Raw genomic sequence first — 26150 nt, forward strand, 5'->3', positions numbered from 1 at the left:
CCGGGGCCGCTGTGGCCCGTGGGGCCGCCCGGTCGGCCGGGCCGCCTCGGTCCCCGAGGCCGTTGTGACGTCGTAGAAGAAAGCCCGAGAGGTACGGCAAGTGACCCACACCCTGGAGACGCGGCAACCCCGCCCCTCCCCACCCGGAGCCCCCGCTTCCGGCACGGCAGCGCAAAGGTCCGGCCGTCGCCGGGAGAACCTGGCCGGCTACCTGTTCATGTCCCCCTGGCTGGCCGGCTTCCTGCTGCTCACGGCGGGCCCCATGGCGGTCTCGCTCTATTTCGCCTTCACCGACTACGACCTGTTCGACGCCCCGCGGTGGATCGGCCTGAGCAACTTCCAGGAGATGTTCTCCGACCCCCGCTGGCAGAAGTCGGTGGAGGTGACGGCCAAGTACGTCGTCATCGGCACCCCCCTGAAACTGGCGGCAGCCCTCGGCGTCGCCCTGCTCCTCGCGCAGAGCCGCCGCGGTCAGGGCTTCTACCGGGCGGCGTTCTACGCGCCCTCACTGATCGGTGCGAGCGTCTCCATCGCCATCGTGTGGCGGGCCCTGTTCAGCGACGGGGCGGTCGTCGACCGCGCCCAGCGAGGGCTCTTCGGCCTGAACATCGGCGGCTGGGTCGGCGACCCGGACTGGATTCTGTACTCCCTGGTCGCCCTGACCGTCTGGCAGTTCGGCGCACCCATGGTCATCTTCCTGGCCGGCCTCAAGCAGGTGCCGCGCGAACTGTACGAGGCCGCTGAGGTGGACGGGGCGGGGCCGCTGCGCCGCTTCTGGAGCATCACACTTCCGATGATCTCGCCGGTCCTCTTCTTCAACGTACTGCTCGAAACCATCCACTCCTTCCAGGTGTTCGGCTCCGCGTACATCCTCGGCGGGCAGGGCAACCCCTGCGGTCCCGCCGACGCCACGCTCGTCTACACCTGCTACCTCTACCAACAGGGCTTCGAGAACAGCCGGATGGGCTTCGCCTCCGCCATGGCCTGGATGCTGCTCATCGCGGTCGGCCTGGTGACAGCGGTGCTGTTCTGGTCGCAGAAGCGCTGGGTGCACTACGAGGAGAACGCCCGGTGACCGTGACCCACATACCCCGAGAAGCCCCGACTTCCCTCCCCGCAGGCCCCGCAGGCCCGGCCCCGGCCGTGGCCGGCCCGCGTGCTCCGCGCCGCCGCACCGGCTCGCTGCTCTGGCACTTCGGGGCGCTCGCCGTCCTCGCCGTCGTCCTCTACCCGGTGATCTGGGTGATCGGCGGATCGCTCAAGCCGAGCGAGGAGATCGTCGGCAGCCCGGACCTCTTCCCCACCGACCCGATCTTCTCGAACTACACCCGCCTGAGCGAGGGAATCGCCGACATCCCGGTGTCGACCTTCTTCGTCAACTCGACCGTACTGGCGGTCGGTTCGGTGGTGGGCGTCGTCCTCTCCTGCTCACTCGCCGCGTACGCCTTCGCCAAGATCCGCTTCGCCGGGCGGAACCTGCTCTTCGCGCTGATGATCGGCACGCTGCTGCTGCCCTTCCACGTACTGATGATTCCGCAGTACGTGCTCTTCCAGAAGCTCGAACTCATCAACACCATGGTGCCGTTGCTGCTCGGCAAGTACCTGGCGGTGGACGCCTTCTTCGTCTTCCTGATGGTGCAGTTCATGCGCGGCCTGCCGAAGGAACTGGACGAGGCGGCCCGGCTCGACGGCTGCGGACACCTGCGCATCTACTGGTCGATCGTGCTGCCGTTGTGCCGTCCCGCCCTGATCACCAGCGCGATCTTCACCTTCATCCACGCCTGGAACGACTTCATGGGCCCCCTGCTCTACCTCAACGACCCGGAGAAGTACACCGTGTCGCTGGGCCTGAAGATGTTCGTCGACCAGGACGCGGTCGCCGACTACGGCGGCATGATCGCGATGTCGCTGGTGGCGCTGCTGCCGGTGCTGGCTTTCTTCCTCGCCTTCCAGCGCTACCTGATCGACGGCATGGCGACCTCGGGCCTGAAGGGATGAGCGCGGCGGAGGGCCGGGCGGCCCTGCGGTTCCCGGGCTTCGCCGCCCGGTTCGCGGTCTTCGCGGAATGCCTGTGGGTGGGGGTGTGGGTGGTGGTCGCCTCGGTGCCGGTCGTCACGTATCCGGCGGCGCTCGCGGCGGGCGGGCGACACCTGCGCCGCCACATCGACCAGGAGAAGGGCGGCGTACGGGAGTTCCTCGGCGACTTCCGGACCGCCCTGCGCCGGGGATGGGCGGTCGGGGTCGCCGGATGGATCGCGGTGTGGCTGCTCTGGCTCGACCTGGCGGCGGTCCGGGCCGGGCTGCCGGGCGGCGCGTTCGTCGGCACGGTCGGGGTGCTGGCCTTCCTGGGGTCCCTGGTCGCCGGGGTCCGGGCGGCGGTGAGCTGGCAGCCGGGGGAGTCCTGGCGGGCCCTGTTGGGCGCGGCGGCCCGCCGTACGGTCCGGGACCCGGCGGGGTCGCTGCTGGTGATCGCGGGCTTCATGGTGATCGCCGTGTCCGGCCGACTGGTACTGCCGTTGGCGGTGCCGGTCGTGGGCGCGGTGCTGGCGGGCGCGATCGCGGCGGAACGCAGGTGGGAGGGGCGCGACCCGAGCTGAGCCGAGCCGCCCCGGACCCGGGCCGGAGCCGACGCTCCGGCCGACCCGGAGCCGGGCGGTGCGGGCCGGGGTGGGCCGGGGGAGGCCCGGGCGCGGGGCGGGGGCCGTTCCGGAATGGGCCGGGGGGAGCCCGTTCCGGGGCGGGCCGGGGAGGGGGTGCGGGGCCGGTCGGGTCCTGTGCGTTGCCTTTGGGCTTCCGGCCTTGGTTACGGGTCGGGGTGCGGGTCCGGTCGGGGCCCGTGCGTCACCCGCCGCCTTCCGCCCTGCGTTACCCGTTGCCTTCCCTCCCGCGTCTCGCATTGCTTTCCGTCCCGCACCACCCGCCCCTGCTGCCCACGTCACCCGCCCCTGCTGCCCGCACCACCCGTCGTCTCCCACCCACGTCACGCGTCGCCCCCCACCCCGCCGTGCGACCCACCGTCACCCGGCCCACCTCCAGGCAGCCCACCGCGCCCCACACTTCACGGAAGGAATCCCCATGCCCACCCACCCACGCCGCACCGTTCTCAAGGCCGCAGCCGTAGCCGGGGCCGCCGCGCACCTCGGGCCCCTGCTCGGCGGCGCGCACGCCCAAGCCGCCCAGGGAGCCCGGACAGCCGCAGCCGCCCCCGACTCCGGCCCCGTCGACCTCACGTGGCTGGAGCCCGGAGGACTCGGCGCCGCACCCGGGTCCACCCTCGGCGTCCCCTGGCCCAAGGGCGCGTACCCCAAGGACCAGACCTTCGCTCTGGCCACCGCCGACGGCACACAGGTCCCCGTGCAGACCTGGCCGATCGCCCAGTGGCCCGACGGCTCCCTCAAGTGGAGCGCGCACGCCGTCGGCCCCGGTGTGAGCAGCGAGAAGTACACCCTCACCGCCGGCACCCCCGCCGCACCCCGGCAGCGGATCACCGTCGCGGCCAGGGGCGGCGCCGTCGAGGTGTCGACCGGTGTCATCACCGCCCGCATCGGCACCTCCGGGTCCGCTCTCGTGAAGTCCGTCGTGCGCGGCCGTACCGAGATCGCCAAGAACGGCCGGCTCGTTCTCCTGCGGCAGGGCGAGATCGAGGACGGCGACCAGGGCCGCACCTCGTACGAACGTTTCGAGAGCGTCATCGGGAAGACGGAGGTCGAGCAGAACGGCCCCGTCCGCGCCGTCGTCCGCATCGACGGCAAGCACCGGCGCGGCAGCCGCAGCTGGATGCCCTTCTCCGTCCGGCTGTACTTCTACGCCGGCGGCGAGTCCTTCCGCATGGTCCACACCCTGACGTACGACGGGACGCAGGAGCCCGGCAGAGCGAGCGGCGACTTCGTGCGCGGGCTCGGGGTGCGCTTCACCGTGCCGATGCGCGACGCCTCGTACGACCGGCACGTCCGCCTCGGCGGCGACGGGACCGGGCTCCTGCGCGAAGCCGTGAAGGGGATCACCGGACTGCGCCGTGACCCCGGGACCACCGTGCAGAACGCCCAGTTCGAGGGGCAGAAGCTCGCCGATCCCGCTACCTGGGACCAGCGCGTGACCAGCCGCCTGCACCTGATTCCCGAGTGGGGCGACTACACCCTCAGCCAGCTCTCCGCCGACGGCTTCACCCTGCGGAAGCGGACGAAGCAGGGACACGGGTGGATCGCCGCAGGAGGCGGGCGACGGGCTTCCGGTTACGGGTACGTCGGTGGGCCGAGCGGCGGGCTCTCCTTCGGGCTGCGCGACTTCTGGGAGAAGCACCCCGCCGGCCTCGACGTCCGCGACGCGCACACCGACGAGGCCGAGGTCACCCTGTGGCTGTGGTCGCCCGAGGCCCCGCCCATGGACCTGCGCTTCTACCACGACGGCCTCGGCCAGGACACGTACGCCGAGCAGCTCGAAGGCCTCAACATCACGTACGAGGACTACGAGCCCGGCTTCGGCACCCCGTACGGCATCGCCCGCACCAGCGAACTCCTCTTCTGGGCCCATGAGTCCACCCCGAGCGCCGCCGCCCACGCCCGCGAGACCCAGGCGGTCCGCACGCCGCCCCAACTGGCCGCGCCGCCCGCGCAGTTGATAAGAGCGAAGGTCTTCGGCGGGCTCTTCTCCGAACCCGACCGGTCCGACCCCGCGAAGGCGAAGATCGAGGACCACCTCGACTTCCTCTTAACGTACTACCGCGACCAGGTCGACATGCGCCGCTGGTACGGCTTCTGGGACTACGGCGACATCATGCACAGCTACGACCCGGTGCGCCACCAGTGGCGCTACGACGTCGGCGGGTACGCCTGGGACAACTCCGAACTCTCCCCGGACCTCTGGCTCTGGTACGCCTACCTGCGCTCCGGCCGCGCCGACATCTTCCGCTTCGCCGAGGCCATGACCCGGCACACCGGCGAGGTCGACGTCTACCACCTGGGGAAATGGGCGGGCCTCGGTACCCGGCACGGCATCCAGCACTACGCCGACAGCGCCAAGCAGCAGCGCATCGCCAACACCACGTACCGCCGCATCCACTACTTCCTCACCGCCGACGAGCGCACCGGCGACCTCATGCACGCCAACGTCGACTCCGACGAGACCTTCCTCGTCCTCGATCCGATCCGGAAGATCCGCACCGAGCCGTACACCCCCGACCGGCACGCCCTCTCCGTCGGTTTCGGCACGGACTGGAGCGGCCTGGTGTCGGCCTGGCTGACGGAGTGGGAGCGCGGCGGCCCCAAGGCCGAGAAGGCGAAGGCGCGGGTGCTCTCCACGATGGAGACGATCGCCGCGCAGCCCAACGGCTTCGTACAGGGGACGGGACTGTACGACCTGGACACCGGGCGCTTCGCGATCGAGAAGGAGGCCAAGGTGGGGGTGTCGCACCTGTCTGCCGTCTTCGGGCTGGGCGAGCTGTGCGCCGAGCTGATCCACCTGGTGGACATGCCGAAGTTCAAGGAGGCGTACCTCGACTACTGCCGCTACTTCAACGCGACCAAGGCCGAGCAGCGGGCGCGCTACGGCAAGGACTTCGGCTCGCTGATCCTCTTCCAGGGGCATTCGCGTCTGGACGCGTACGCCGCCGCCCAGACCGGGGACGCCAAGCTGGCCGCGCGGGCGTGGGAGAAGTTCTACCGGAGCGACGGGTACAAGGAATCGGCCCCCTGGAAGACGGAGAAGGTCGAGGGGCCGACCGCGCTCGTGCCGGGCAGCGAGGCGAACTGGGTCTACACGAACGACACCGCCCTCTACGGCCTCGCCGCCATCGAGAACCTGGCGCTGATCGGCGACCGCATGCCGTAGGCCCCTGCGACGTACCTCCCGCCCGCCCTCCACCAGTACGATTCCGGTGACCGCACGCCGCCCGGCGCCGCGCGGTCACCGGCACCACACCGCCCCAGGAGTTCGGACCCGATGGCAGACACGGTAGGCATCAAGGACGTGGCCCGAGCCGCGGGAGTGTCCGTCGGCACGGTCTCCAACGTCATCAACCGGCCCGCCTCCGTCGCCGAGGCCACCCGCGCCCGCGTCCTCTCGGCGATCGAGAGCCTGGGCTACGTACGCAGTGAATCCGCCCGTCAGCTCCGGGCCGGGAGCAGCCGCATGATCTCGCTGCTCGTCCTCGACATGGGCAACCCCTTCTTCGTGGACGTCGCCCGGGGCGCCGAACGCACCGCCCGTGCCGCGGGCCTCGGCGTCATGCTCTGCAACAGCGCCCAGGACCCCGCGGAGGAGGCCATGTACCTCTCCCTGTTCGCCGAACAGCGGGTGCGCGGCGTCCTGCTGACCCCGGCCGACGCCACCGGCGGCACCGTGGAGGCGTTCCGCCGCCACCGCATCCCGTTCGTCCTGGTCGACCGGGTCGCCGACGACACCACGGGGTGCTCGGTGTCCGTGGACGACGTGACCGGCGGCACGCTCGCCGTCCGCCACCTCCTCGCCGCCGGGCACCGCGACATCGCCTACGTGGGCGGTCCTGCCGTGCTCCGGCAGGTGCAGGACCGCCGCGAGGGCGCGCACGCGGCGCTGGCCGCCGCCGGCCTGCCGCCCGCGGCTCTGCGCGAGATCCCCACCGAACGGCTCGACGTCGCGGCCGGCCGCGACGCGGGCGCCCGTCTGCTCGGGCTCGCCGAGCGTCCCACCGCCGTCTTCTGCGCCAACGACCTGCTGGCGCTCGGTCTGCTCCAGGCGATGTACGCGGCAGGTGTCGTCGTACCCGACGAGCTGGCGATCGTCGGCTACGACGACATCGAGTTCGCGGCGGCGGCCGCCGTGCCGCTGACGTCCGTACGCCAGCCGGCCGTACAACTCGGCACGCTGGCAGCCGAGTTGCTCCTTGCCGAACTCGCGGACGCGGATCACGAGCACCGCCGCATGGTGCTCCAGCCGGAGCTGGTGGTACGCCGCTCCACCTTCGCCGCGCACTGACCGCGCCGCGCACCCCATCGCGCCGAGAAGCTGTGCACCGGGGCGTCGTTGACGGAGAGCTGGTGCGGCGTGCCGTCCAGGGTCCTGCGGTCGACGCGGGTGCCGTAAGTATTTCGTCCTCCAGGGCAACCCCTTCACCGGTGGCGGCAACAACGGCATGACGACCGGCACACCGCCGGTCCCGTCCCCCACCCACGAACGGGAAATCTGCATGTCCCACACTCCCCAGTCCCCCCAGTCCCCCCGGGCTCCCCACTCGCACCGCAGGCGCACCGCGCGCCGCCGTGCCGTCCTCGCCCTCTCCGGTGTCGGCGCGCTCACCGCGGGCGCGCTCCTGACCACCAGCCTGCTGCCCACCGCGGGCGCGGCGAAGGCCCCCGCCACGCCCCGGGCCGCGGACGTCAAAGCCCCGCCCGCCTGGCCCACCCCCAACGGCAGCAAGCCCGTCACCGCGACCGTCAAGGTCACCGGCACCTACGACGGCAAGCTGAAGCGCCACTTCGGCAGCGGCGACCTGGGTGACGGCGGCCAGGGCGAGGGCCAGGCCCCGGTCTTCGAGCTCGCGGACGGCGCCGTCCTCAAGAACATCGTCATCGGCTCGCCCGCAGCCGACGGCGTGCACTGTCTGGGCAGTTGCACCATTCAGAACGTCTGGTGGGAGGACGTCGGCGAGGACGCCGCCAGCTTCAAGGGCAAGTCCGCCGGATCCGTGTACAAGGTGTACGGCGGCGGCGCCCGCAAGGCGTCCGACAAGGTCCTCCAGTTCAACGGCGCGGGCAAGCTGGTCGTCTCCAAGTTCCAGGTCGCCGACTTCGGCAAGCTGGTCCGCTCCTGCGGCAACTGCAAGACCCAGTACAAGCGCACCCTCATCGTCAACGACATCGACGTGACCGCCCCCGGCAAGTCCCTGATCGGCATCAACACCAACTACGGCGACACGGCTTCGCTGCGCGACGTCCGCATCCACGGCGACACCAAGAAGAAGATCCAGCCGTGCGTGCGCTTCACCGGCAACAACACCGGCAAGGAGCCCACGCAGACCGGCAGCGGCCCGGACGGCACGCACTGCCGCTACCAGGCCTCGGACATCAGCCACCAGTAGAAGCAGCCGAACGTCGGGCGGCCCGGTCCTCCCCCTGCGCGAGGGGGAGGGCCGGGCCGCCTTCGTCACTCCTTGATGCGCAGGAACGTCACCGAGTACGCCGGGAAGGTGTACGAGAACCGGGCGCCGACCCCCGCCAGGGTCGACTGCCGCGGCCGTACGGGCTGTGCCTCGGCGCTGTTCTCCGCGTCCGGTGCGCCCTGGAGGGTGGTCACGCGGGCGGTCGGCGCGCCCGGCGCCCGGCCGAGATCGACGGCCGTACGGGCAGGGCTCGCCTGCGCGTTGACCACCTTGACGATCAGCTCACCGGTCTTGGTGTCCCGCGTCACCACCTGCCGGAACGGCTCCGCCACCTTGTCGTCGGTGAAGCGGCCCCACTCCTTCCCGTCCAGGAAGAGCGCCACGTCCCGCCCCCTGACCTGCACCTTCACGTCGTATGTGCGGCCGGTCTCGATCGTGGCCGGCTTCTCGATCAAGGTCTGCTTGCCGCCGCCGACGGTCTTCTCCACGGCCGACCGGGTGTTGCCCCAGCCGCCCAGGTTCCACCAGTAGTGGTTGCCGGTGTCGCGCACTCCGAAGGCGACCAGGAAGCCTTCCTGTCCGGCCTTCTTCGTGGCCTTCACCTGAAGGTCGTAGTTCTGCCAGGAGGGGTCTCCTGCCGTGACGAGGGTGTCCTCGGCGGTCGCGTCCGACTGGGTGTACGCGCCGTCCTCGACGGCCCAACTCCCCCTGCCGGAAGCCTTCTTCCAGTTGCCGTCGCCACCGGAGAAGTCGTCACTCAGCAGCGCGCGGCCGTCGGCTCCGGTCACGTGCACGTCGTCGTACGAAGCACTGGTCGCCCAGGTGGACAGGCCGACCGCACCGGTGATCGGACCGGACGTCGCGGGCGTTCCGTCGGCCCGGCTCGGCACGACGCGGTCGCCGGTGTTGGTCATGAACAGCTTCTGCACCTCGTAACTGGTGGAGCCCCAGGAGCGCTTGTTGTCGAACCAGATCATGTCCGGCCGCCACTGCACCGCGTCCGTGTGGGCGAGCAGCGGTGCGTAGCTCGCCAGTTTCACCACGTCGGCGTTGCGTTCGAGGCCGGTCATGAAGGCGGCCTCGGACAGGGCGTTGGAGAACTTGTTGCCCTGGGAGGCGTACTCCCCGAGGAAGACCTTCGGGCCCTTCCGGTCGTAGGAGTCGTAGCGGTCGTTGTTCTCCAGGAACCACTGCGGGCTGTTGTAGTAGTGCTCGTCGACCATCGCGACGTTCGCGTCCCGGTTCAGCTTCCAGGCCCGGTCGAAGACGGAACCGCTGTCGTCGGGACCCGAGTTGCTGATCACCTCGATGCCGGGGTGCTTGGCCTCGATGGCCTCGCGGAAGGCGGTGAAGCGGGTGAAGAAGTCCTCGGGGAGGTTCTCCTCGTTGCCGACTTCGAGCCGCTGCAGCCCGAACGGCTTCGGGTGGCCCATCCGGGCACGCAGGCCGCCCCAGGTGGACGTCACGGGCCCGTTCGCGAACTCGACGAGGTCGAGGGTGTCCTGGATGTGCCGCTTCAGCAGCGCCGGGTCGTCGGTCACCTTGTTCTCGCCGCAGCCGGTGACCAGCGCGGGCACCACGGGCAGGGCCTCGGCCCCGATGTCCTCGGCGAACTGGAAGTACTCGAAGTAACCGAGGCCGTAACTCTGGTTGTATCCCCAGAAGTTGGCGTTCGTCGGCCGCTGCTCGACGGGTCCGACGGTGTCCTTCCACTGGTAGGAGCGCCGCCGGTCGAAGTGCGGGGCCTCGTACGCCCGGTGGCTGCCGGTGTTCACCAGGCACCCGCCCGGGAAGCGCAGGAACCCGGGCTCCAGGGCGGCGATCTTCTCGGCGAGGTCCTTGCGCAGGCCGTTCGGCCGGTTCTTGTACGTGTCCCGGGGGAACAGCGAGACCATGTCGAGCCCGAGCGTCCCGGTGCCGCCGGCGGTCACGGAGAGCCGCCCCGTCGCACTGTCGGCCCCGGCGGTGAACCGTGCCGTGTACTTCGCCCAGCGGTCTCCGCGCACCGTCACCGGCCGCGCCTCGGCGAGGGTGGCTCCGGCGGCGTCGCGCAGGGCGACGGCAAGGGGGGTGCCGCGCGGTCGGTCGGTACGGGCCCAGACAGAGAACTCGTACGCCGATCCCTTCCGGACGGAAATCCCCTGGCTGTAGCCGGAGTTGGTGACACCGAAGCGGGTGTCGCGGTCCTTGTTCTCCAGCTTCAGTCGCAGATAGCGGCGGTTCCTCTCGTTCATCCGTCCGGCGTCGTCCACGACCTGCGCGCTGCCGGTGGTGCCCTCGGGGGTCCAGGCGGTCATCGGGGTGTACGCGACGTTGTCGGCGCGGTCGAACTCGAAGGAGCGGTTCTGGACGAGCTCCGCGTAGAGACCGCCGTCGGCGGCCCGGTTGATGTCCTCGTAGAAGACGCCGTACATCGAGTCGGCGATCTCGGGACCGGGCCGGGAACGGTCGAGGGAGAGGGTGTAGTCGACGGGCTCGGCGGCGGGTACCGGCGCCGCCCCGGAGGGCGGGGCGAGGACGAGGGCGGCAGCCGTCAGCAGGCCCAGCGCGAGGGCGGACCTGCGCCGGTGGGGGGACGACGGGTGTCGAGCGGACATGGGCGGCTCCTGAAAGCGTTCGAGATCTCGGACGATGTACGGGATTTCGCTCGCAGAGGATCCATGTTCGAGTGGTGGCCGTCAACACCTGTGACAGGAAAGAGAGTTGGTGCGCGTGAGGGGCGGGGTCGGAAGGGCGCGCGGGGACCGGCGCACCCCGTGCCCGCCGTTTCAGCGGTGCCGGAACCACCCCGCCGCAGGCAGCGCCCGGTTGTCGTAGCCGAACAGGGCCTGGTTCTCCCAGCCGTTGCCCGAGACCGGATCGGCGGGGTCCCAGCCGTTGCCGGGGACCGCCGTCCAGGTGGCCTCCCAGTGGAAGACGCCCAGGCCACGGCCGTTCGGCACGGCCTCGACGACGCTCGTGATGTCCCGCATCCACGCCGCCTGACCGGCCGGCGTCGCGGGGTATCCGGCGACCAGCTCGGCGGGCGTGTCGATGATGTTGGTGTGCGCGTCCTTGCTGTCCAGCCGGAACGGGTACGCGGTCTCGGCGACGAACACCGGTCTGGCGTAGCGGGCCGCCGCGTCGTCGAGGGTGGTCTGGAGCTCGGCGAGCGAGCCGTGCCAGTACCCGTAGAAGGACAGCCCGATCGCGTCGAAGCGGACCCTGGCCGCCACCGCGCTGTCGAACCACCAGCGGGTGCCCGTCAGGTCGCCGCCCTTGGCGAGGTGCAGGGCGACGGTGGTGGAGGCGGAGACCTTCTTGGCCGCCTCGTACCCGGAGTTGAGCAGCCCGGCCAACTGCGGCCAGTTCTCCGTCGACCCTTCCGGCCAGAGCATGCCGCCGTTGATCTCGTTGCCGATCTGCACCATGTCGGCCGTGGTGCCCTGCGCCTTCAGCGCGTTCAGGACCTCGTACGTGTGGTCGTGGACGTCCTGCTTGAGCCGGCTGTACGAGTGTCCCGCCCAGGCGGCGGGCCTGCTCTGGGCGCCCGGGTCGGCCCAGGTGTCGGAGTAGTGGAAGTCGACGAGCAGCTTCATGCCCTGCGCCTTGACACGCTTGGCCATGGCGAGGACGTGGGCCTTGTCGTGGTAGCCGTCCGCCGGGTTCACCCACACCTTGAGACGGGCGTAGTTCATGCCGGAGGACTTGAGGAGGGCGAGCGCGTCCCCGCTCGCGCCCGAGACGCTGCGGTAACCGCCGCCGAGTGCCTCGCTCTTGGGGAGCGAGGAGACATCGGCGCCCCTGGCGCTCACACCGGTGCCGCCCGGTGTGAAGGCCAGGTCGTCGACGTTCAGCCAATTGCCCGCCTTCGCATCGGAGTTGACGCTCACGGTGCACCGGCCGCCGGTGACCTCGACCGAGGTGACGATCCGTACCCAGGAGCCGCCCGACACCGGAAGTCCGGTGCGCTGCTCGGCACTGCCGCAGTTCCTGAGCGCGAGGTAAGCGGAGTTCTGGCCACCGCCGGAGCGGACCTGGGCGGTCAGGGTGTACTTGCCGTCGGTGAGGCCGGACAGGTACTGGTACGTCTCCACCTGGTAGGCCGAGGCCGCGTAGTGGCTGAGCCGGTGACCGCCGCCACGGCCGCCGGCCTCGGTGAAGGAGGCCGCGTTCTGGCCCGTGGCGGAGTACGTCGACCAGCCGACGGGCCCGGCGGTGCCCGTGCCGTCCGACTCGAAGCCGCCGTTGACGAGCGCGGCGGCGGCCTGGGCGGGCGGGGCGGCGAGGAGGGGCCCGGTCAGACCTGCGAGCAGGAGCAGCGTCAGGACCGCGTACGGACGCCACCGGCCCCTGCGGCTGGTGGTGGCTGTGGGGCCGGTAGAGGCTGTGAGGTGGGGCGGAGGCTCGGACATCGTCGTTGCTGTCCCTTCGGGGCGGATCGGTCGGGGCGGTCGGCCGGGTGGGATCGGCCGGGGGCGGTCGGCCGGGGACTTCAGTCGTTCAGGCGGACGACCCGGACCGCGCCCGCGGGCACCGCGAGATGGCCCGCGTGACGCTCGCCGGTGAGCAGTTCGGTGCCGGGCGCGTCCAGCGGCACCTTCACCTCGACGGCGGTGTGGTTGATGACGAACAGGTGGTCGCCCCCCGCGCCCTCGCGGCGCACCACCTCGACGTCGCGGGGCAGTTCGGGGCGCGGCGCGAGACCGGCGTCCGCGCAGACCGGGTCGAGGAGGGTGCCGAGCCCGGTCGCGTCCAGCCGGGTGGAGACGTACCAGGCAGTGCCCTTGCCGAGCCGGTGCCGGGTCACGGCGGGGTGTCCGGCGGCGATGCCGTCCGCGTACGTCCACAGGGTCTCGGCGCCGTCCGGCACGACGAACTCGCTCCACACGTCACCGGTCAGCCCGGCGCCGTCGGGGCCCGTGATGCGTACGGTGTCGCCCGCCAGCAGCGGCGAGAACTCCTCCACCGTCAGGCCAAGCACCTCGCGCAGGGCGCCGGGGACGGGCCCCGGGTGCACCGCGTCGTGCTCGTCGACCACCCCGGAGAAGTACGAGACGAGCAGCGTGCCGCCGCCCTCCACGTAGGTGCGCAGATTGGCGGCCGCGGCGTCCGTCATCAGGTACAGGGCGGGCACGACGACCAGGGGATAGGCCGACAGGTCCGCCTCGGGGTGGGCGAAGTCGAGGGTGAGGTGCCGGTCGTACAGCGCCTCGTAGTACGAGTCGGCTCGCTCGCGGGCGTCGTGGTCCTCGCTGGGACGCCACTCCAGGGACTGCGCCCACCAGGAGTGCCAGTCCCACAGCACGGCCGCGTCGGGGACGGTACGGGCGCCCCGTACGGATCCGAGGGCGCCGACGGCCGCGCCGAGAGCGGTTACCTCGCGCCACACCCGGGAGTCCGTTCCCGCGTGCGGCAGCATCGACGAGTGGAACTTCTCCGCACCGCGCCGTGACTGCCGCCACTGGAAGAACATCGCGCCCTCGGAGCCGCGCGCCACATGGGCGAGGGAGTTGCGGGCCATCTCGCCGGGGGACTTCGCGGGGTTCCGGGGCTGCCAGCTGACACCGGACGTGGAGTGTTCGAGCAGCAGCCAGGGGGCGCCGCCCGCCACCGAGCGCGTCAGGTCCGCGGCCATCGCGAGGTTGACGTGGGTGCGGCGGCCGTCGGTGATCAGATAGTGGTCGTTGGTGACCAGGTCCACCTCGCGGCCCCAGGCCCAGTAGTCGATGGTGTCGCACTGGCTGAGTGCCGTCATGAAGTTGGTGGTGACGGGGGCGGCGGGTGCGAGGCGGTGCAGGATGTCGCGCTCGCGCACGAAGTTCTCGCGCAGGGTGGCGTCGGCGAACCTGCGGTGGTCCAGGGCCTGGGCGGGATTGCCGACGGTCGGCGTCGTACGGGGCGGGTCGATCTCGTCGAAGGAGCCGTAGCGCTGGCCCCAGAAGGCCGTTCCCCAGGCCTCGTTGAGGGCGTCGATACTGACGTACGTGGTGCGCAGCCAGCGCCGGAAGTGCTCGGCGCAGCCCTCGCAGTAGCAGGCGGCGACGGGCACCCCGTACTCGTTGTGGACGTGCCACAGCGCCAGCGCCGGATGGCTGCCGTAGCGGCGGGCGAGCTGTTCGGTGATCCGCGAGGAGGCCTCGCGGTAGGCGGCGTTGCTGTGACAGATGGCGCCGCGCGAGCCGAAGGCGAGACGGGTGCCGTCGGCGGTGACGGGCAGTGCGTCGGGGTGCGCGCGGTAGAACCAGGCGGGCGGCGCGACGGTCGGGGTGCCCAGGTCGACCCGGATGCCGTTCTCGTGCAGCAGGTCCAGGACGCGGTCCAGCCAGCCGAACTCGTATACGCCCGGGGCCGGTTCGAGCAGCGCCCAGGAGAAGATCCCGACGCTCACCATCGTGACGCCGGCCTCCCGCATGAGCGCCACGTCCTCGTGCCAGACGGATTCAGGCCACTGCTCGGGGTTGTAGTCCCCGCCGAAGGCGAGTCCGGTGAGACCGCTCGGGGCTCTCAGGGGGCCGTTCTGGGTGGGCTCCGGCATGTAAATCTCCCCTGGGGATCGATCAATTGGGAACGTGCACACACGCATGGGGCGGTGGCGAGCCCACATAACCGCACAGCAACGACCATTGACAAGTGTCCGGGAAGTTTCTCTACTGTGAACGCTCACAGACGCTAGGCAGCCTGCCCGCACAGGCGGCGTCCGTCCAACCGGGAGACTTCGATGGCTTTCACACAGGGCCGATTCACACAGGGGCAATCCACGAAGGGCCACTTCGCGCCGGGCCGTTCCGTGCGGGGCGGACGCCTCGCGTCCGTCTCGCTCGCCCTCACCCTCGGCACGGCCGTCCTCACGGCCTGTGGATCCACGGGCGACGGTACGGACTCCGCCGCGGGCCCGGTCTCACTGACGTACTGGACCTGGACGCCCGGCATGGACAAGGTCGTCGACCTGTGGAACAAGGGCCCCGGCAAGCAGGAACAGATCCAGGTCACGGTCAAGAAGCAGGCGTCCGGCGACACCCTGGTCACCAAGATCCTCACCGCCCACAAGGCGAAGAAGGCCCCCGACCTGGTCCAGGCCGAGTACCAGGCGCTGCCGACCCTGGTCAGCAACGACGCCCTCGCCGACATATCCGGGCAGGTGAACGGCATCAAGGGCAAGTTCGCCGACGGTGTGTGGCAGCAGATCACCCTCGGCACGGACGCCGCCTACGCGGTCCCGCAGGACTCGGGGCCGATGATGTTCTACTACCGCGCCGACCTCTTCAAGAAGTACGGCCTGACGGTCCCCACCACCTGGGACGAGTTCGCCACGACCGCCCGCACCCTGAAGAAGAAGGCGCCCGAGGCCGACCTCACCACCTTCTCCGCCAACGACTCCGGGCTCTTCGCGGGCCTCGCCCAGCAGGCGGGCGCCAAGTGGTGGACCAACAAGGGCGACAAGTGGCAGGTCGGCATCGACGACGCCGCGACGCGCAAGGTCGCCGACTTCTGGGGCGGCCTGGTCAAGGAGGGCGCCATCGACAACCAGCCGATGTACACCCCCGCCTGGAACAAGAAGATCAACACCGGTGGGCAGATCGCCTGGGTCAGCGCCGTCTGGGCCCCCGGCACCCTCACCACCGCCGCACCCGACACCAAGGGCAAGTGGGCCATGGCGCCGCTCCCGCAGTGGACCAAGTCCGAGCATGTGACGGGAAGTTGGGGAGGCTCGTCCACGGCGGTGACCACCGACAGCAAGCACCAGGAAGCCGCCGCGAAGTTCGCCGCCTGGCTGAACACCGACGAGAAGGCACTCACCGCGCTCGCCGAGAACGGCGGCATCTACCCGGCCGCGACGGCCGCCCAGACCGGCGGGGCCTTCGCCAAGCCGCCGGCGTTCCTCTCCCAGCAGGCCGACTTCTACACCAGGGCCGCCGAGATCTCGAAGACCACCGCCCCCGCCGCCTGGGGCCCGAACGTCAACGTCGCCTACACCTCCTTCAAGGACGCCTTCGCCCGGGCGGCCAAGAACAAGTCCGACTTCGGCGCCGCCCTGAAGACCATGCAGGACGCCACCGTCGCCGACCTGAAGAAGCAGGGCTTCGGGGTCGCACAGTGAGCGAGGTGCGCGCCGCGAGTGCGGCGGTCGCCGAGGGCGCGGAGGCAGGTCCCGAGGGTGCGGGGGTAGGTCCCGTGGGCGCCGCGCCCCGTGCCCTGCCCGGCGGCCGGGGTCCGTCCGGGCGCGGCAGTCGGGGTCCGTCCGGGCGCAGCAGTCGGGAGCCGTCCGGGCGCAGCGGCCGGAGATCGTACGGTCACAAGAGCGCCCCGTACGCCTTCCTGCTGCCCGCCGCAGCCCTGTTCGCCCTCTTCTTCGCCCTGCCCATCGGCTATGCCCTCTGGCTCAGCCTGCACGAGGTCGAGGTCAAGGGCCTCGGCCTCGGCAAGGGCGCCCGCAGCGAGGTCTGGTCGGGCCTCGGCAATTACGCCGACTCGCTCACCGACCCCGAACTCCTGGGCGGCGCCCTGCGCGTGCTCGGCTACGGCGCCCTCGTCATCCCGGTGATGCTCGGCCTCGCCCTGCTCTTCGCGCTGCTCCTGGACACCGACCGGGTGAGGTCCACCCGCTTCACCCGGCTCGCGATCTTCCTGCCGTACGCCGTGCCCGGCGTCATCGCCGCACTTCTGTGGGGCTTCCTCTACCTCCCCGACGTCAGCCCCTTCTACTTCGCCCTCGACAAGCTCGGCCTCCCGCAGCCCGACCTGCTCGACGGCGGACCGCTCTACCTGGCGCTCTCCAACATCGCCGTCTGGGGCGGCACCGGCTTCAACATGATCGTCATCTACACCGCGCTGCGCGCCATTCCGCTGGAGGTGTACGAGGCGGCGAAACTGGACGGCTGCTCGCAGTTCCAGATCGCGCTGCGCATCAAGATCCCGATGGTGTGGCCCTCGCTGGTCCTCACCTTCTTCTTCTCGATCATCGCGACGCTCCAGGTGTTCAGCGAACCCACCACCCTCAAACCGCTCACCAACTCCGTCTCCACCACCTGGAGTCCACTGATGAAGGTCTACCAGGACGCCTTCGGCAAGGGCGACATCCACTCCGCGGCCGCCACCGCCGTCCTCATCGCCGTCGTCACGCTCGCCCTCTCCTTCGGCTTCCTGCGCGTCGCCAACTCCCGTACGAAGCAGGAGGCCGCGCGATGACCGCCACCCCCGCCGTCCGCAGGTCCGCACCGGCCGCGGGCAGCACGCCCGGCACCGCACAGGGGCCGCCGGCGCGCCCCCGCCGCATCGCCCTGCTGCCCACCGCCGCGCTGCTCCTCGGCGCCCTTTACTGCCTGCTTCCCGTGCTGTGGGTGGTGATCGCCTCCACCAAGTCGGGCAGCGAGCTCTTCTCCACCTTCACGTTCTGGCCGGGCACCGGATTCACCGACAACGTCCGTGACCTGTCCGCCTACCGCGACGGCGTCTACTGGCAGTGGATGGCCAACTCGGCCCTTTACGCGGGCCTGGGCGCCCTGCTCTCCACCGCCGTCTCCGCGGTCAGCGGCTACGCGCTGGCCGTCTACCGCTTCCGGGGCCGCGAGAGCGTCTTCAACATCCTGCTGGCGGGCGTCCTGATGCCGCCGGTGATCCTCGCCGTACCGCAGTACCTGCTGCTGGCCGAGGCCGACCTGACGGACTCCTACGCCTCGGTGCTGCTGCCGCTGATCCTCTCCCCGTACGGCGTCTACCTCTCGCGGGTCTACGCGGCCGCGGCCGTGCCCGCCGACGTGGTCGAGGCCGGGCGCATGGACGGGGCGGGGGAGTGGCGGATCTTCACCCGGATCGCGCTGCCGATGATGGTGCCGGGGCTGGTGACGGTGTTCCTCTTCCAGTTCGTCACGGTGTGGAACAACTTCCTGCTGCCGTACATCATGCTCAGCGACGACGAGAAGTTCCCGATCACGCTCGGTCTGTTCACCCTCCTCGAACAGGGCTCCAACACCCCCGCGCTGTACACCCTCGTCATCACCGGCGCACTCCTCGCGGTGGTCCCGCTGATCGCGCTGTTCCTGGTCATCCAGCGCTTCTGGAGCCTGGACCTGCTGTCGGGAGCCGTAAAGTCATGACCATGAGTCAGACGGGGCGGCCGGGCCGGGCGGGTGCGGCGAAAGGCAGGCGCAGGGCGCCGACGATCAATGACGTGGCGCGCGAGGCCGAGGTCTCCCGGGGCACGGTCTCCCGCGTCCTGAACGGCGGCCACTATGTGAGCCCGGCCGCCCAGCAGGCCGTCGACGCCGCGATCCGCAAGACCGGTTACGTCGTCAACCGGGCCGCCCGCTCCCTGATCACCGGCCGCTCGGGCTCGGTGGGCTTCCTGCTCACCGAGCCGCAGGAGCGGTTCTTCGAGGACCCCAACTTCAACGTCCTGCTGCGCGGCTGCACCCAGGCGCTCGCCGCGCACGACATCCCGCTGCTGCTGATGATCGCGGGTACGCCCGACGAGCGGCGCCGCATCATCCGGTACATCGGCGCGGGCCACGTCGACGGAGTGCTCCTGGTCTCCAGTCACTCCGGCGACCCGGTCACCGCCGAACTGCACGGGGCCGGGGTGCCGGTGGTGGCCTGCGGAAAGCCCATCGGGCAGGGGGCGAAGGTGAGTTACGTCGCCGCCGACGACCGGGACGGCGCCCGCGACATGGTGCGTCACCTGCTGGCCCTGGGGCGGCGCCGCATCGCCACGGTCACCGGACCCCAGGACACCCCCGGCGGTGTCGAACGCCTCGCGGGCTACCGCGAGGTGCTCGCCGAGGCGGGCGTCGAGGCGGACGAACGCCTGGTCGTGCAGGGCGACTACAGCAGGGCCGGCGGTCAGGCGGCGGCCGAGGAACTGCTGCGCCGGGCCCCGGACATGGACGCCGTGTTCGTCGCCTCCGACCTGATGGCGCAGGGTGTCCTCACCGCCCTCCAGCGCTCGGGGCGGCGGGTCCCCGAGGACATCGCCGTCGGCGGCTTCGACGACTCGCCCGCCGCGATCGCCGCGGACCCGGCCCTCACCACCATCCGCCAGCCCTGGGACCGCATCAGCGCCGAGATGGTACGGGTGCTGCTCGCGCGGATCGGCGGCGAGGACCCGGCAGCGGTGATCCTGCCGACGGAGCTGGTGCGCCGCGAGTCCGCCTGACCCTACGTGTCACACCCCGCCGCGTCCGGCACGTACACGTAGTGGCCAAGTGGCGTGACGGCGCGGGTGAGTTGGCGGAAGACCGTCCATCCCCCGAAGTGCCTGGGTTAGGGTTGCCTAACTTGCACGCGCCGGCCCGTACGGCGTGCCGTGGCGCGCGCACCGTCCGGAGCGAAGGGGAACACCTGTGGCGAACGACGACGAGATCCGAGCAGCCGGCATCGAGGACCGCGGACACGTGGTGAAGCTCCTGTTCGGCAGCATGGTGTCCCAGACCGTGCGTGCGGCGACCCGGTTGCGGGTCTTCGAGGTGCTCGGCGAGAAGGAGCGGTCCGCCACCGAGGTGGCCGCGGAGACCGGGGCGCACGAGCAGGCCACGTACCGGCTGCTGCGGGCCCTGGCGAGTCTGGGACTGCTGGAGGAGCGTGCCGCGGGCACCTTCCGCGCGACGCCCGCGGGAACCCTCCTCGACCCCGGGCGCGCGGACTCGCTCGTGGACATGGCGGGCATGTTCACCGAGCCGGAGATGCAGCGCGGCTGGGAGCTGCTCGACGACGGCGTACGGACCGGGGCGACCACCTTCGACACGGTCTTCGGCAAGGACTTCTTCGCCCACCTCAAGGACCGTCCTGAGCTTTCGGCGCGCTTCAACGCGGCGATGAGCCAGGCCTCCTCCGAGACCGCCGCCAGGCTGCCGCACGCCTACGACTTCGGCCGCTTCCGTCGGGTCGCCGACATCGGCGGAGGCGACGGCACGCTCCTCAGCGCGGTGCTCCAGGAGTACCCGGAGCTGGCCGGAATCCTGTACGACACGGCGGAGGGGCTGGCCCAGGCCCCGGAGCGGCTGCGCAGGCTCGGGCTCACCGAGCGGTGCGCCCTGGTGCCCGGGGACTTCTTCCGGTCGGTCCCCGAGGGGGCCGACCTCTACCTGATCAAGAGCATCCTGCACGACTGGAACGACGAGCAGTGCGTCACCATCCTGGGCCACTGCCGCGCGGTGCTGCCGCCCGAAGGGCGCGTCCTGATCGTGGAGCCCGTACTGCCCGAGCTGGTCGACCCGGACAACCCCGGGCTCACCTACCTCAGCGATCTGAACATGCTGGTGAACGTGGGCGGCAGGGAACGCACCCGCGCGGACTTCGAAGAGGTGTGCGGCAGGGCGGGCCTCTCGGTCGTGTCGGTCACCCCGCTGGGTGCCCCGCACGCGTTCAGCCTCATCGAGGCCGAGGCAGCCTGACAGCGGTACGACGGCAACCTTCGTCTTCCGGGCGGCGCACCCGCACCGGAAACCACGGCCGCACCTGCCGCCGTACCGTGCTGCCCGTGGCCGCCGCCATCGGACTCGGCACCGCCCTGCCCACCCTGGCCACCGCCGGCCCCGCACCGCGGCAGGCCTCCGCCGAGACCTCCCCGGTCGGCTCCGGCGAACGCACCACCGGTGGGGGGCGGTGCCACCCCCGTCACCGTCACCACACCGGGCACCCTCAAGTCCGGACCCCTTCAATGGCTCCCTCGTCGGCCACAGCGAGTGGGGCGTTGCCCTGGCTGAGCGCCATGCGGATCTGCTCGCCCTCCGCCGTGCCCTCGCCGGAATGAGCGGCCGATACTCATTCGGCGGGAACCCGGCGTGAAGACCCGTGAATCGAAGAGGTAAATCCGGATGCTCCTGCCATTCGGCACCCCGAACGTGACCGCAATTCCGAACGTGAATCCGGTCGAAATGCTTCAGAGATTTCCGCGATGCCGCAGGGGTTCCCGCGCGGTCGCGGCAACCTGTCAGGCTCCCGGCGGCAACTGACACGCGTACGGAACGCACCCGCCAACAAGCAAGGCAGATGAGAAAATTGACCGGAAATCAGCACAAGCCGCAGCACCGCAGGCGCAGGCCGGTCCTGACCTTCGGCGTACCGCTGGCCGTGGCGTCCGCCGGGGTACTGGCGTACGGCGCGGTCTTCGGGGTCTTCGGCGAGGAGGCGCAGCCCAGGGCGTCGGCGGCGGGCGCCCCCGGGTGGGCCGACGACGTGGCCGACGGGTTCGCCTCCGTCAACGCGCTCGGCCAGAACGGCACGTACGGCGGACGGGGCGGCCGGACGGTCACCGTCCGCACGTTCGCCGAGCTCGAAAGGTACGCGACCGCTCCGGAGCCGTACGTCATCGTGGTCGCGGGGACCATCGCCGTGAACCCGGTGGGCAAGGAGATCAAGGTTGCCTCCGACAAGACCGTCGTCGGCGCCGGAACCTCCGGCCACATCGTCGGCGGCGGCTTCTTCCTCGGCCGCGGCGTGCACAACGTCATCCTCCGCAATCTGACGATCCGGGACTCCTACCAGGGCACCTGGAACGACAAGGAGCACGACTTCGACGCCGTGCAGATGGATGGTGCCCACCACGTCTGGATCGACCACAACGACCTGCGGCACATGGCCGACGGGCTGATCGACGTACGCAAGGACAGCACCAATGTGACGGTGTCCTGGAACAGGCTCGGCGACAACAACAAGTCGTTCGGGATCGGCTGGACGGAGAACGTCGTCACCGACATCACCGTCCACCACAACTGGCTGCGCGAGAGCGAACAGCGCAACCCCTCCACGGACAACGCCGCGCACGCGCACCTCTACAACAACTTCCTCGAAGACGTCCCGGGCACCGGCATCACCACGTCGTACGGCAACTACGCGCGCGGCGGCACGAGGATGGTCCTGGAGAACAGCTACTTCCAGGGCCTGAACAACCCCGTCATCAAGGATGCGAGCGCCGCCCTGGTCCAGCGCGGCAACGTCTTCAAGAACACCCGGGGACGCAACGAGAGCGGCGGAAAGGCCTTCGATCCGAAGGCGTACTACGTCTACACGCCCGACCGGGCGGCGGACGTACCGGCACTGCTGAAGTCCGGTGCCGGGCCCAGGAGTTCGCTGGGCTCGCAGACCGGCACCCCGCCGGGGGCGGCCACCGTCCTCACCGTCGCCAAGGACGGCAGCGGCCGGTTCGCCGGCGTGCAGCAGGCAGTGAACGCCGTGCCCGCCGGGAACGGCTCGCGCGTGGTGATCCGGGTCGCCCCCGGTACGTACCGCGAGACGGTCAAGGTGCCCGCGGACAAGCCGCACATCACGATCCAGGGCACCGGGGCCGGCCGCAAGGACACCGTCATCGTCCACGGCAACGCCGCGGGCACCCCGAAGCCCGACGGCTCGGGCACCTACGGCACCGCGGGCAGCGCCACCCTCGCGGTGGAGGCCGACGACTTCCAGGCCCGTAACCTCACCGTCTCCAACGACTTCGACGAGAAGGCCCACCAGGACCTCGTCGGACACCAGGCCGTCGCCCTGCGCACCGCGGCCGACAGAGCGGTACTCGACTCCGTGATCGTCACCGGCGACCAGGACACCCTGCTCCTGGACACCGCCGCCAGGGACAGGACCGGCCGGGTCTACGTCAAGAACTCCTACATCGTGGGCAACGTCGACTTCATCTTCGGACGGGGCACCGCCGTCGTCGACCGCTCGGTGATCACCTTGAAGAAGCGCTGGAACGGCACGTCACAGGGGTACGTCACCGCGCCGAGAACCCCCGCCGGCCGCAAGGGCTTCCTGATCACCCGCTCCACGGTCAACGGCGAGGTCTCCGCGGACAGCTTCCACCTCGGGCGGCCCTGGCACGCGGGCGGCGACGCCTCCCTCGACCCGCAGGCCACGGTCCGCGACAGCACCCTCGGCGCCGCGGTCAAGCGCGCCCCGTGGACCGACATGGGCGGCTTCTCCTGGAAGGACGACCGCTTCGCGGAGTACCGCAACACCGGCCCCGGCGCGGGTGCGGCGGGACCCGACCGCCCGCACCTGACCGACGCACAGGCCGCCGCTCAGGAGATCGCTGACTGGCTCGGCGACTGGACGCCGGGCTCCTGACCCGGGGCGCCGTACGCGGGCTTCGTCCACGGGGTCGCGTGCGCGGACGAAGCCCGCGCGAGCCCCTTGCCGCGGCGGTGGTCGCCGAGCCCGGCGAAGACTCGTCCCGGCAGACCCGTTGACCTCCTGACCGCACGCCCTTACCGTTTCGCCGTTCGGTATTACAGATGATGTTCGAGATATCGAATCGTCGATATCGCACCGAAAGCGTGAAAGCAGGCATGTCGATGACGCCAACGAGCCGGGGCGGGCAACTGCCCAGCCGTAGAGTCCTGTTGAAGAGCGCGGCCGCCGCGGGCGCGCTGGTCGCGATACCCGTCGGCGCCGCACACGCCGCCACCCCCAGGGCCGCCTCGCCGTACGCCAACCCCCTTGTCCGGCAGCGTGCCGACCCGCACATCCACCGCCACTCCGACGGCCGTTACTACTTCACGGCCACCGCTCCCGAGTACGACCGCATCATCCTGCGCCGCTCGCGCACCCTGCGCGGCATCGGGACCGCCGAGGAGTCCGTCGTCTGGCGCAAGCATGCGAGCGGCGACATGGCCGCGCACATCTGGGCGCCGGAGATCCACCACATCGACGGCAAGTGGTACATCTACTTCGCCGCGGCCCCCGCCGACGACGTGTGGAAGATCCGCATGTGGGTCCTGGAGAACGCGAACCGCGACCCGTTCAAGGGGAGTTGGGTCGAGAAGGGGCAGATCGCCACCGCCTGGGACACCTTCTCACTGGACGCCACCACCTTCCGTTACGAGGGATCGCGCTATCTCGCCTGGGCGCAGCACGAGCCGGGCACGGACAGCAACACCGGCGTGTTCCTCTCCAGGATGGCGAACCCCTGGACTCTGACGGGGCATCAGATCCGGCTCACCACACCCGAGTACGACTGGGAACGCATCGGCTTCAAGGTGAACGAGGGGGCCTCGTTCCTCCAGCGCAACGGGCGCGTCTTCATGACGTACTCCGCGAGCGCCACCGATGCCAACTACTGCATGGGGCTGCTCACCGCCCGCGCGGGCAGCGACCTGCTCGACCCGGCCTCCTGGACCAAGTCACCGAGGCCGGTCTTCACCAGCAACGAGACGACCAGGCAGTACGGTCCCGGGCACAACTCCTTCACCGTCGCCGAGGACGGCAGGACCGACGTCCTCGTCTACCACGCGCGGCAGTACAAGGACATCACCGGCGACCCGCTGAACGACCCCAACCGGCATACCCGCATCCAGCGCCTCGGCTGGAAGCCGGACGGCACCCCGGACTTCGGCATCCCGGTCGCCGACGCGCCCGCCGCCGGGCGGCCCCCCGGCTGACGGCACCAGCCGACGGCCGTCGGCCCGCGGCCGGAATCCCGCTTGCCCGCGCACGCGCCCCACGCCTCTGGAACGTCCCGCCGCCGACGAGGGGGCGCATGGTCATGGGGCGGGTGCGTGAAGAACTGCTGAGGGCACGCCTGCCGCTTCCCGTGCCTGCCTGGCGCTGTTGTGGTTCTTGGCTGGTTGCCCGTCCGGGAGATCATCGACCTCATCGGGCGTCCCCCGCCGGAGTGTTGCGCCAGGGTTGGATCCGGCATTCGGTTCCGGGGCTGTCGAGTCGGCGTGGGCGGCCCTGTGGGAGACCTGAACGGCTTACCCGCAAAGTACGGACCTAGCGTGCGAGCGCGTGGAGCAGGCGTACGTACGGAGACCAGCGGGCGGGGCGGGCCACCGTCTCCGTGCAGGCGAGCTCGGCACGGTCCAGGCTGTCCTCCAGGCAGGCGTCGTGCATCCAGCGGAATGCCAGCGGCCAGCTCAGGCGTGCCAGGCCGCTGGTCTTCATCGCGAGGGTGTGCCGCAGCACGGTGCGCTCTTCATCGACGGGCAGCACCGTGAACTCGTGGAAGCCGTGGAATCCGCGCGGCCCGCTGAAGGTGAAGCGGACCCAGGTCCCGGGCACGTACGCGGTGACCGTGTAGCGGACCGGGCCGTGGCCGCCGGTCGCGCCGACCGCCAGTGGGCGGTCGAACTCCATCGCAGGCCAATTCGGGTGCGGCCAGAGCCGGTCCGCTGCGCCGCCGGACAGACTGTCGATGAGCGCGCCCGCCTCACTCCCCTTGGCGGCCAGCAGGCGCTCGTGCACGTTGTAGACGCCCATGCGTCCTCCCCTCCAGATTATTAGAGACCAGTCTCTAATAATCTGGAGGGTACTCTCTGATTCATGGCGAGACCACCCCGCTTCGACACCGAACAGATCCTCGACGCGGCCGTCCGGCTGGCCGCCACCGCCGGACCGGCAGGCGTGACCATGTCCGCCGTCGCCCAGGCCATCGGCGCGCCGAGCGGGTCCGTGTACCACCGCTTTCCCGGCCGTACGGCCCTGCTCGCCGAGGTGTGGCTGCGCACCGTAGGACGCTTCCAGGAGGGGTACTTCGCCGCGCTCGACAGCTCCCCCGACCCCCTCCCGGCCGCCCGCGCGGCCGCCCGGCATGTCGTCTCCTGGAGCCGCACCCACCCGCAGGAAGCCTCGCTCCTCCTCTACGGCGCCGAAGAGTTCGGCCGCGCCGACTGGTCCGAGGGGCACAAGGAGCGCGCGGACTTGGGCAACCAGCGCGTGTTCGGCTCCCTCGGCTCTCTCGCCGAAGCCCTCGGCGCGGTGAGCCCACAGGACCACGAGCGCATCACCCTGGCCCTGGTCGACCTGCCCCTGTCCGTGGTCCGCCGCCACCTACGCGCCGGGCAGCCACTGCCGCCGTACTCGGAGGACCTCATCGAGGAATGCGCGGCGACTCTGCTGGCTACCGCGGCTGCCGCCGAAACGGACACCGGCCAGATCGCAGCTCCACCTGAATCGGTCACCCGCGGAGTACGGAGCTAAAGGGCGTTGCACAAGGCCGCGAACCGGTCATCTCCCATGTATGGCAGCGCTGTTGAGGGCTGAGGCGTTGTGGGTGGAGACGTTCACCGGGCGTGCATGTGAATGTAGATGGGGTGGCTCGGCCTCGCGTGCTCGATCTCGGCCGTCGGCCGCTGGTGCGCCGGGATCTACAGCCGTCGGCCGTCAG

At 70.6% G+C, this 26150-nt stretch carries 18 protein-coding genes; 14 read left to right on the forward strand and 4 right to left on the reverse strand.

Annotated elements, in window-relative coordinates:
- Positions 1–100: 100 nt before the first annotated feature.
- The 6 genes from ACZ5PB_RS08860 (at position 101) to ACZ5PB_RS08885 (ending at position 8053) form a co-directional block, all read left to right on the forward strand.
- A complete protein-coding gene (locus ACZ5PB_RS08860; protein WP_468689135.1) occupies positions 101–1075 on the forward strand; it encodes a carbohydrate ABC transporter permease in 975 nt (324 codons plus the stop codon).
- Between the two features lie 68 nt (positions 1076–1143).
- Positions 1144–1998: a carbohydrate ABC transporter permease gene (locus tag ACZ5PB_RS08865; protein WP_468689557.1), complete on the forward strand. Its 855-nt coding sequence runs from the start codon at positions 1144–1146 to the stop codon at positions 1996–1998.
- Positions 1995–2597: a hypothetical protein gene (locus ACZ5PB_RS08870; RefSeq protein WP_468689137.1), complete on the forward strand. Its 603-nt coding sequence runs from the start codon at positions 1995–1997 to the stop codon at positions 2595–2597. The genes ACZ5PB_RS08865 and ACZ5PB_RS08870 overlap by 4 nt, the downstream gene beginning before the upstream one ends.
- Before the next feature lie 478 nt (positions 2598–3075).
- Complete coding sequence (locus tag ACZ5PB_RS08875) at positions 3076–5826, forward strand: exo-rhamnogalacturonan lyase family protein (RefSeq protein WP_468689138.1); 2751 nt, start codon at positions 3076–3078, stop codon at positions 5824–5826.
- Positions 5827–5937: 111 nt separating this feature from the next.
- Entirely contained in the window at positions 5938–6951 is a 1014-nt protein-coding gene (locus ACZ5PB_RS08880) for a LacI family DNA-binding transcriptional regulator (RefSeq protein ID WP_468689140.1), read from the forward strand.
- A gap of 211 nt (positions 6952–7162) precedes the next feature.
- A complete protein-coding gene (locus tag ACZ5PB_RS08885; RefSeq protein ID WP_468689142.1) occupies positions 7163–8053 on the forward strand; it encodes a pectate lyase in 891 nt (296 codons plus the stop codon).
- Positions 8054–8118: 65 nt separating this feature from the next.
- Here the strand turns inward: ACZ5PB_RS08885 and ACZ5PB_RS08890 are convergent, their stop codons facing one another.
- The 3 genes from ACZ5PB_RS08890 to ACZ5PB_RS08900 form a co-directional block, all read right to left on the reverse strand.
- Complete coding sequence (locus ACZ5PB_RS08890) at positions 8119–10671, reverse strand: alpha-L-arabinofuranosidase C-terminal domain-containing protein (RefSeq protein WP_468689144.1); 2553 nt, start codon at positions 10669–10671, stop codon at positions 8119–8121.
- Positions 10672–10842: 171 nt separating this feature from the next.
- Positions 10843–12468, reverse strand: a complete 1626-nt coding sequence (locus ACZ5PB_RS08895) for a glycoside hydrolase family 53 protein (protein WP_468689146.1) — start codon at positions 12466–12468, stop codon at positions 10843–10845.
- 80 nt (positions 12469–12548) lie between these two features.
- Positions 12549–14591: a beta-galactosidase gene (locus ACZ5PB_RS08900; RefSeq protein WP_468689147.1), complete on the reverse strand. Its 2043-nt coding sequence runs from the start codon at positions 14589–14591 to the stop codon at positions 12549–12551.
- Between the two features lie 183 nt (positions 14592–14774).
- Here ACZ5PB_RS08900 and ACZ5PB_RS08905 point away from each other — a divergent pair, with 183 nt between their 5' ends.
- The 7 genes from ACZ5PB_RS08905 to ACZ5PB_RS08935 all read left to right on the forward strand — a co-directional run bounded on the left by ACZ5PB_RS08905 (position 14775) and on the right by ACZ5PB_RS08935 (position 24423).
- Entirely contained in the window at positions 14775–16154 is a 1380-nt protein-coding gene (locus ACZ5PB_RS08905) for an ABC transporter substrate-binding protein (RefSeq protein ID WP_468689149.1), read from the forward strand.
- A 218-nt stretch (positions 16155–16372) separates the two neighbouring features.
- A complete protein-coding gene (locus ACZ5PB_RS08910) occupies positions 16373–17242 on the forward strand; it encodes a carbohydrate ABC transporter permease (RefSeq protein ID WP_468689560.1) in 870 nt (289 codons plus the stop codon).
- On the forward strand, positions 17239–18150 hold the full coding sequence (locus ACZ5PB_RS08915; protein ID WP_468689151.1) for a carbohydrate ABC transporter permease: 912 nt from the start codon (positions 17239–17241) through the stop codon (positions 18148–18150). The genes ACZ5PB_RS08910 and ACZ5PB_RS08915 overlap by 4 nt, the downstream gene beginning before the upstream one ends.
- Entirely contained in the window at positions 18147–19205 is a 1059-nt protein-coding gene (locus ACZ5PB_RS08920; protein WP_468689152.1) for a LacI family DNA-binding transcriptional regulator, read from the forward strand. The genes ACZ5PB_RS08915 and ACZ5PB_RS08920 overlap by 4 nt, the downstream gene beginning before the upstream one ends.
- 187 nt (positions 19206–19392) lie before the next feature.
- Positions 19393–20442, forward strand: coding sequence for a methyltransferase (locus ACZ5PB_RS08925; protein ID WP_468689154.1), 1050 nt, complete (start codon positions 19393–19395; stop codon positions 20440–20442).
- 607 nt (positions 20443–21049) lie between these two features.
- Complete coding sequence (locus ACZ5PB_RS08930) at positions 21050–23110, forward strand: pectinesterase family protein (protein ID WP_468689156.1); 2061 nt, start codon at positions 21050–21052, stop codon at positions 23108–23110.
- Between the two features lie 227 nt (positions 23111–23337).
- Entirely contained in the window at positions 23338–24423 is a 1086-nt protein-coding gene (locus ACZ5PB_RS08935; RefSeq protein WP_468689562.1) for a glycoside hydrolase family 43 protein, read from the forward strand.
- Between the two features lie 334 nt (positions 24424–24757).
- Here ACZ5PB_RS08935 and ACZ5PB_RS08940 read toward each other — a convergent pair whose 3' ends face one another.
- Entirely contained in the window at positions 24758–25243 is a 486-nt protein-coding gene (locus ACZ5PB_RS08940; RefSeq protein WP_468689158.1) for an SRPBCC family protein, read from the reverse strand.
- A 63-nt stretch (positions 25244–25306) separates the two neighbouring features.
- On the opposite strand from ACZ5PB_RS08940, the gene ACZ5PB_RS08945 reads away from it, so the two are divergent.
- Positions 25307–25963, forward strand: coding sequence for a TetR/AcrR family transcriptional regulator (locus ACZ5PB_RS08945; protein ID WP_468689160.1), 657 nt, complete (start codon positions 25307–25309; stop codon positions 25961–25963).
- Positions 25964–26150: the final 187 nt, after the last annotated feature.

It is taken from the genome of Streptomyces sp. NPDC032721, from assembly GCF_055579625.1.

Bases quoted from the DNA above. Each gene is read 5' to 3' on its own strand.
- ACZ5PB_RS08870 (WP_468689137.1), top strand. From the start codon at position 1,995: ATGAGCGCGGCGGAGGGCCGGGCGGCCCTGCGGTTCCCGGGCTTCGCC.
- ACZ5PB_RS08875 (WP_468689138.1), top strand. From the start codon at position 3,076: ATGCCCACCCACCCACGCCGCACCGTTCTCAAGGCCGCAGCCGTAGCC.
- ACZ5PB_RS08880 (WP_468689140.1), top strand. From the start codon at position 5,938: ATGGCAGACACGGTAGGCATCAAGGACGTGGCCCGAGCCGCGGGAGTG.
- ACZ5PB_RS08885 (WP_468689142.1), top strand. From the start codon at position 7,163: ATGTCCCACACTCCCCAGTCCCCCCAGTCCCCCCGGGCTCCCCACTCG.
- ACZ5PB_RS08890 (WP_468689144.1), bottom strand. From the start codon at position 10,671: ATGTCCGCTCGACACCCGTCGTCCCCCCACCGGCGCAGGTCCGCCCTC.
- ACZ5PB_RS08895 (WP_468689146.1), bottom strand. From the start codon at position 12,468: ATGTCCGAGCCTCCGCCCCACCTCACAGCCTCTACCGGCCCCACAGCC.
- ACZ5PB_RS08900 (WP_468689147.1), bottom strand. From the start codon at position 14,591: ATGCCGGAGCCCACCCAGAACGGCCCCCTGAGAGCCCCGAGCGGTCTC.
- ACZ5PB_RS08905 (WP_468689149.1), top strand. From the start codon at position 14,775: ATGGCTTTCACACAGGGCCGATTCACACAGGGGCAATCCACGAAGGGC.
- ACZ5PB_RS08915 (WP_468689151.1), top strand. From the start codon at position 17,239: ATGACCGCCACCCCCGCCGTCCGCAGGTCCGCACCGGCCGCGGGCAGC.
- ACZ5PB_RS08920 (WP_468689152.1), top strand. From the start codon at position 18,147: ATGACCATGAGTCAGACGGGGCGGCCGGGCCGGGCGGGTGCGGCGAAA.
- ACZ5PB_RS08935 (WP_468689562.1), top strand. From the start codon at position 23,338: ATGACGCCAACGAGCCGGGGCGGGCAACTGCCCAGCCGTAGAGTCCTG.
- ACZ5PB_RS08940 (WP_468689158.1), bottom strand. From the start codon at position 25,243: ATGGGCGTCTACAACGTGCACGAGCGCCTGCTGGCCGCCAAGGGGAGT.
- ACZ5PB_RS08945 (WP_468689160.1), top strand. From the start codon at position 25,307: ATGGCGAGACCACCCCGCTTCGACACCGAACAGATCCTCGACGCGGCC.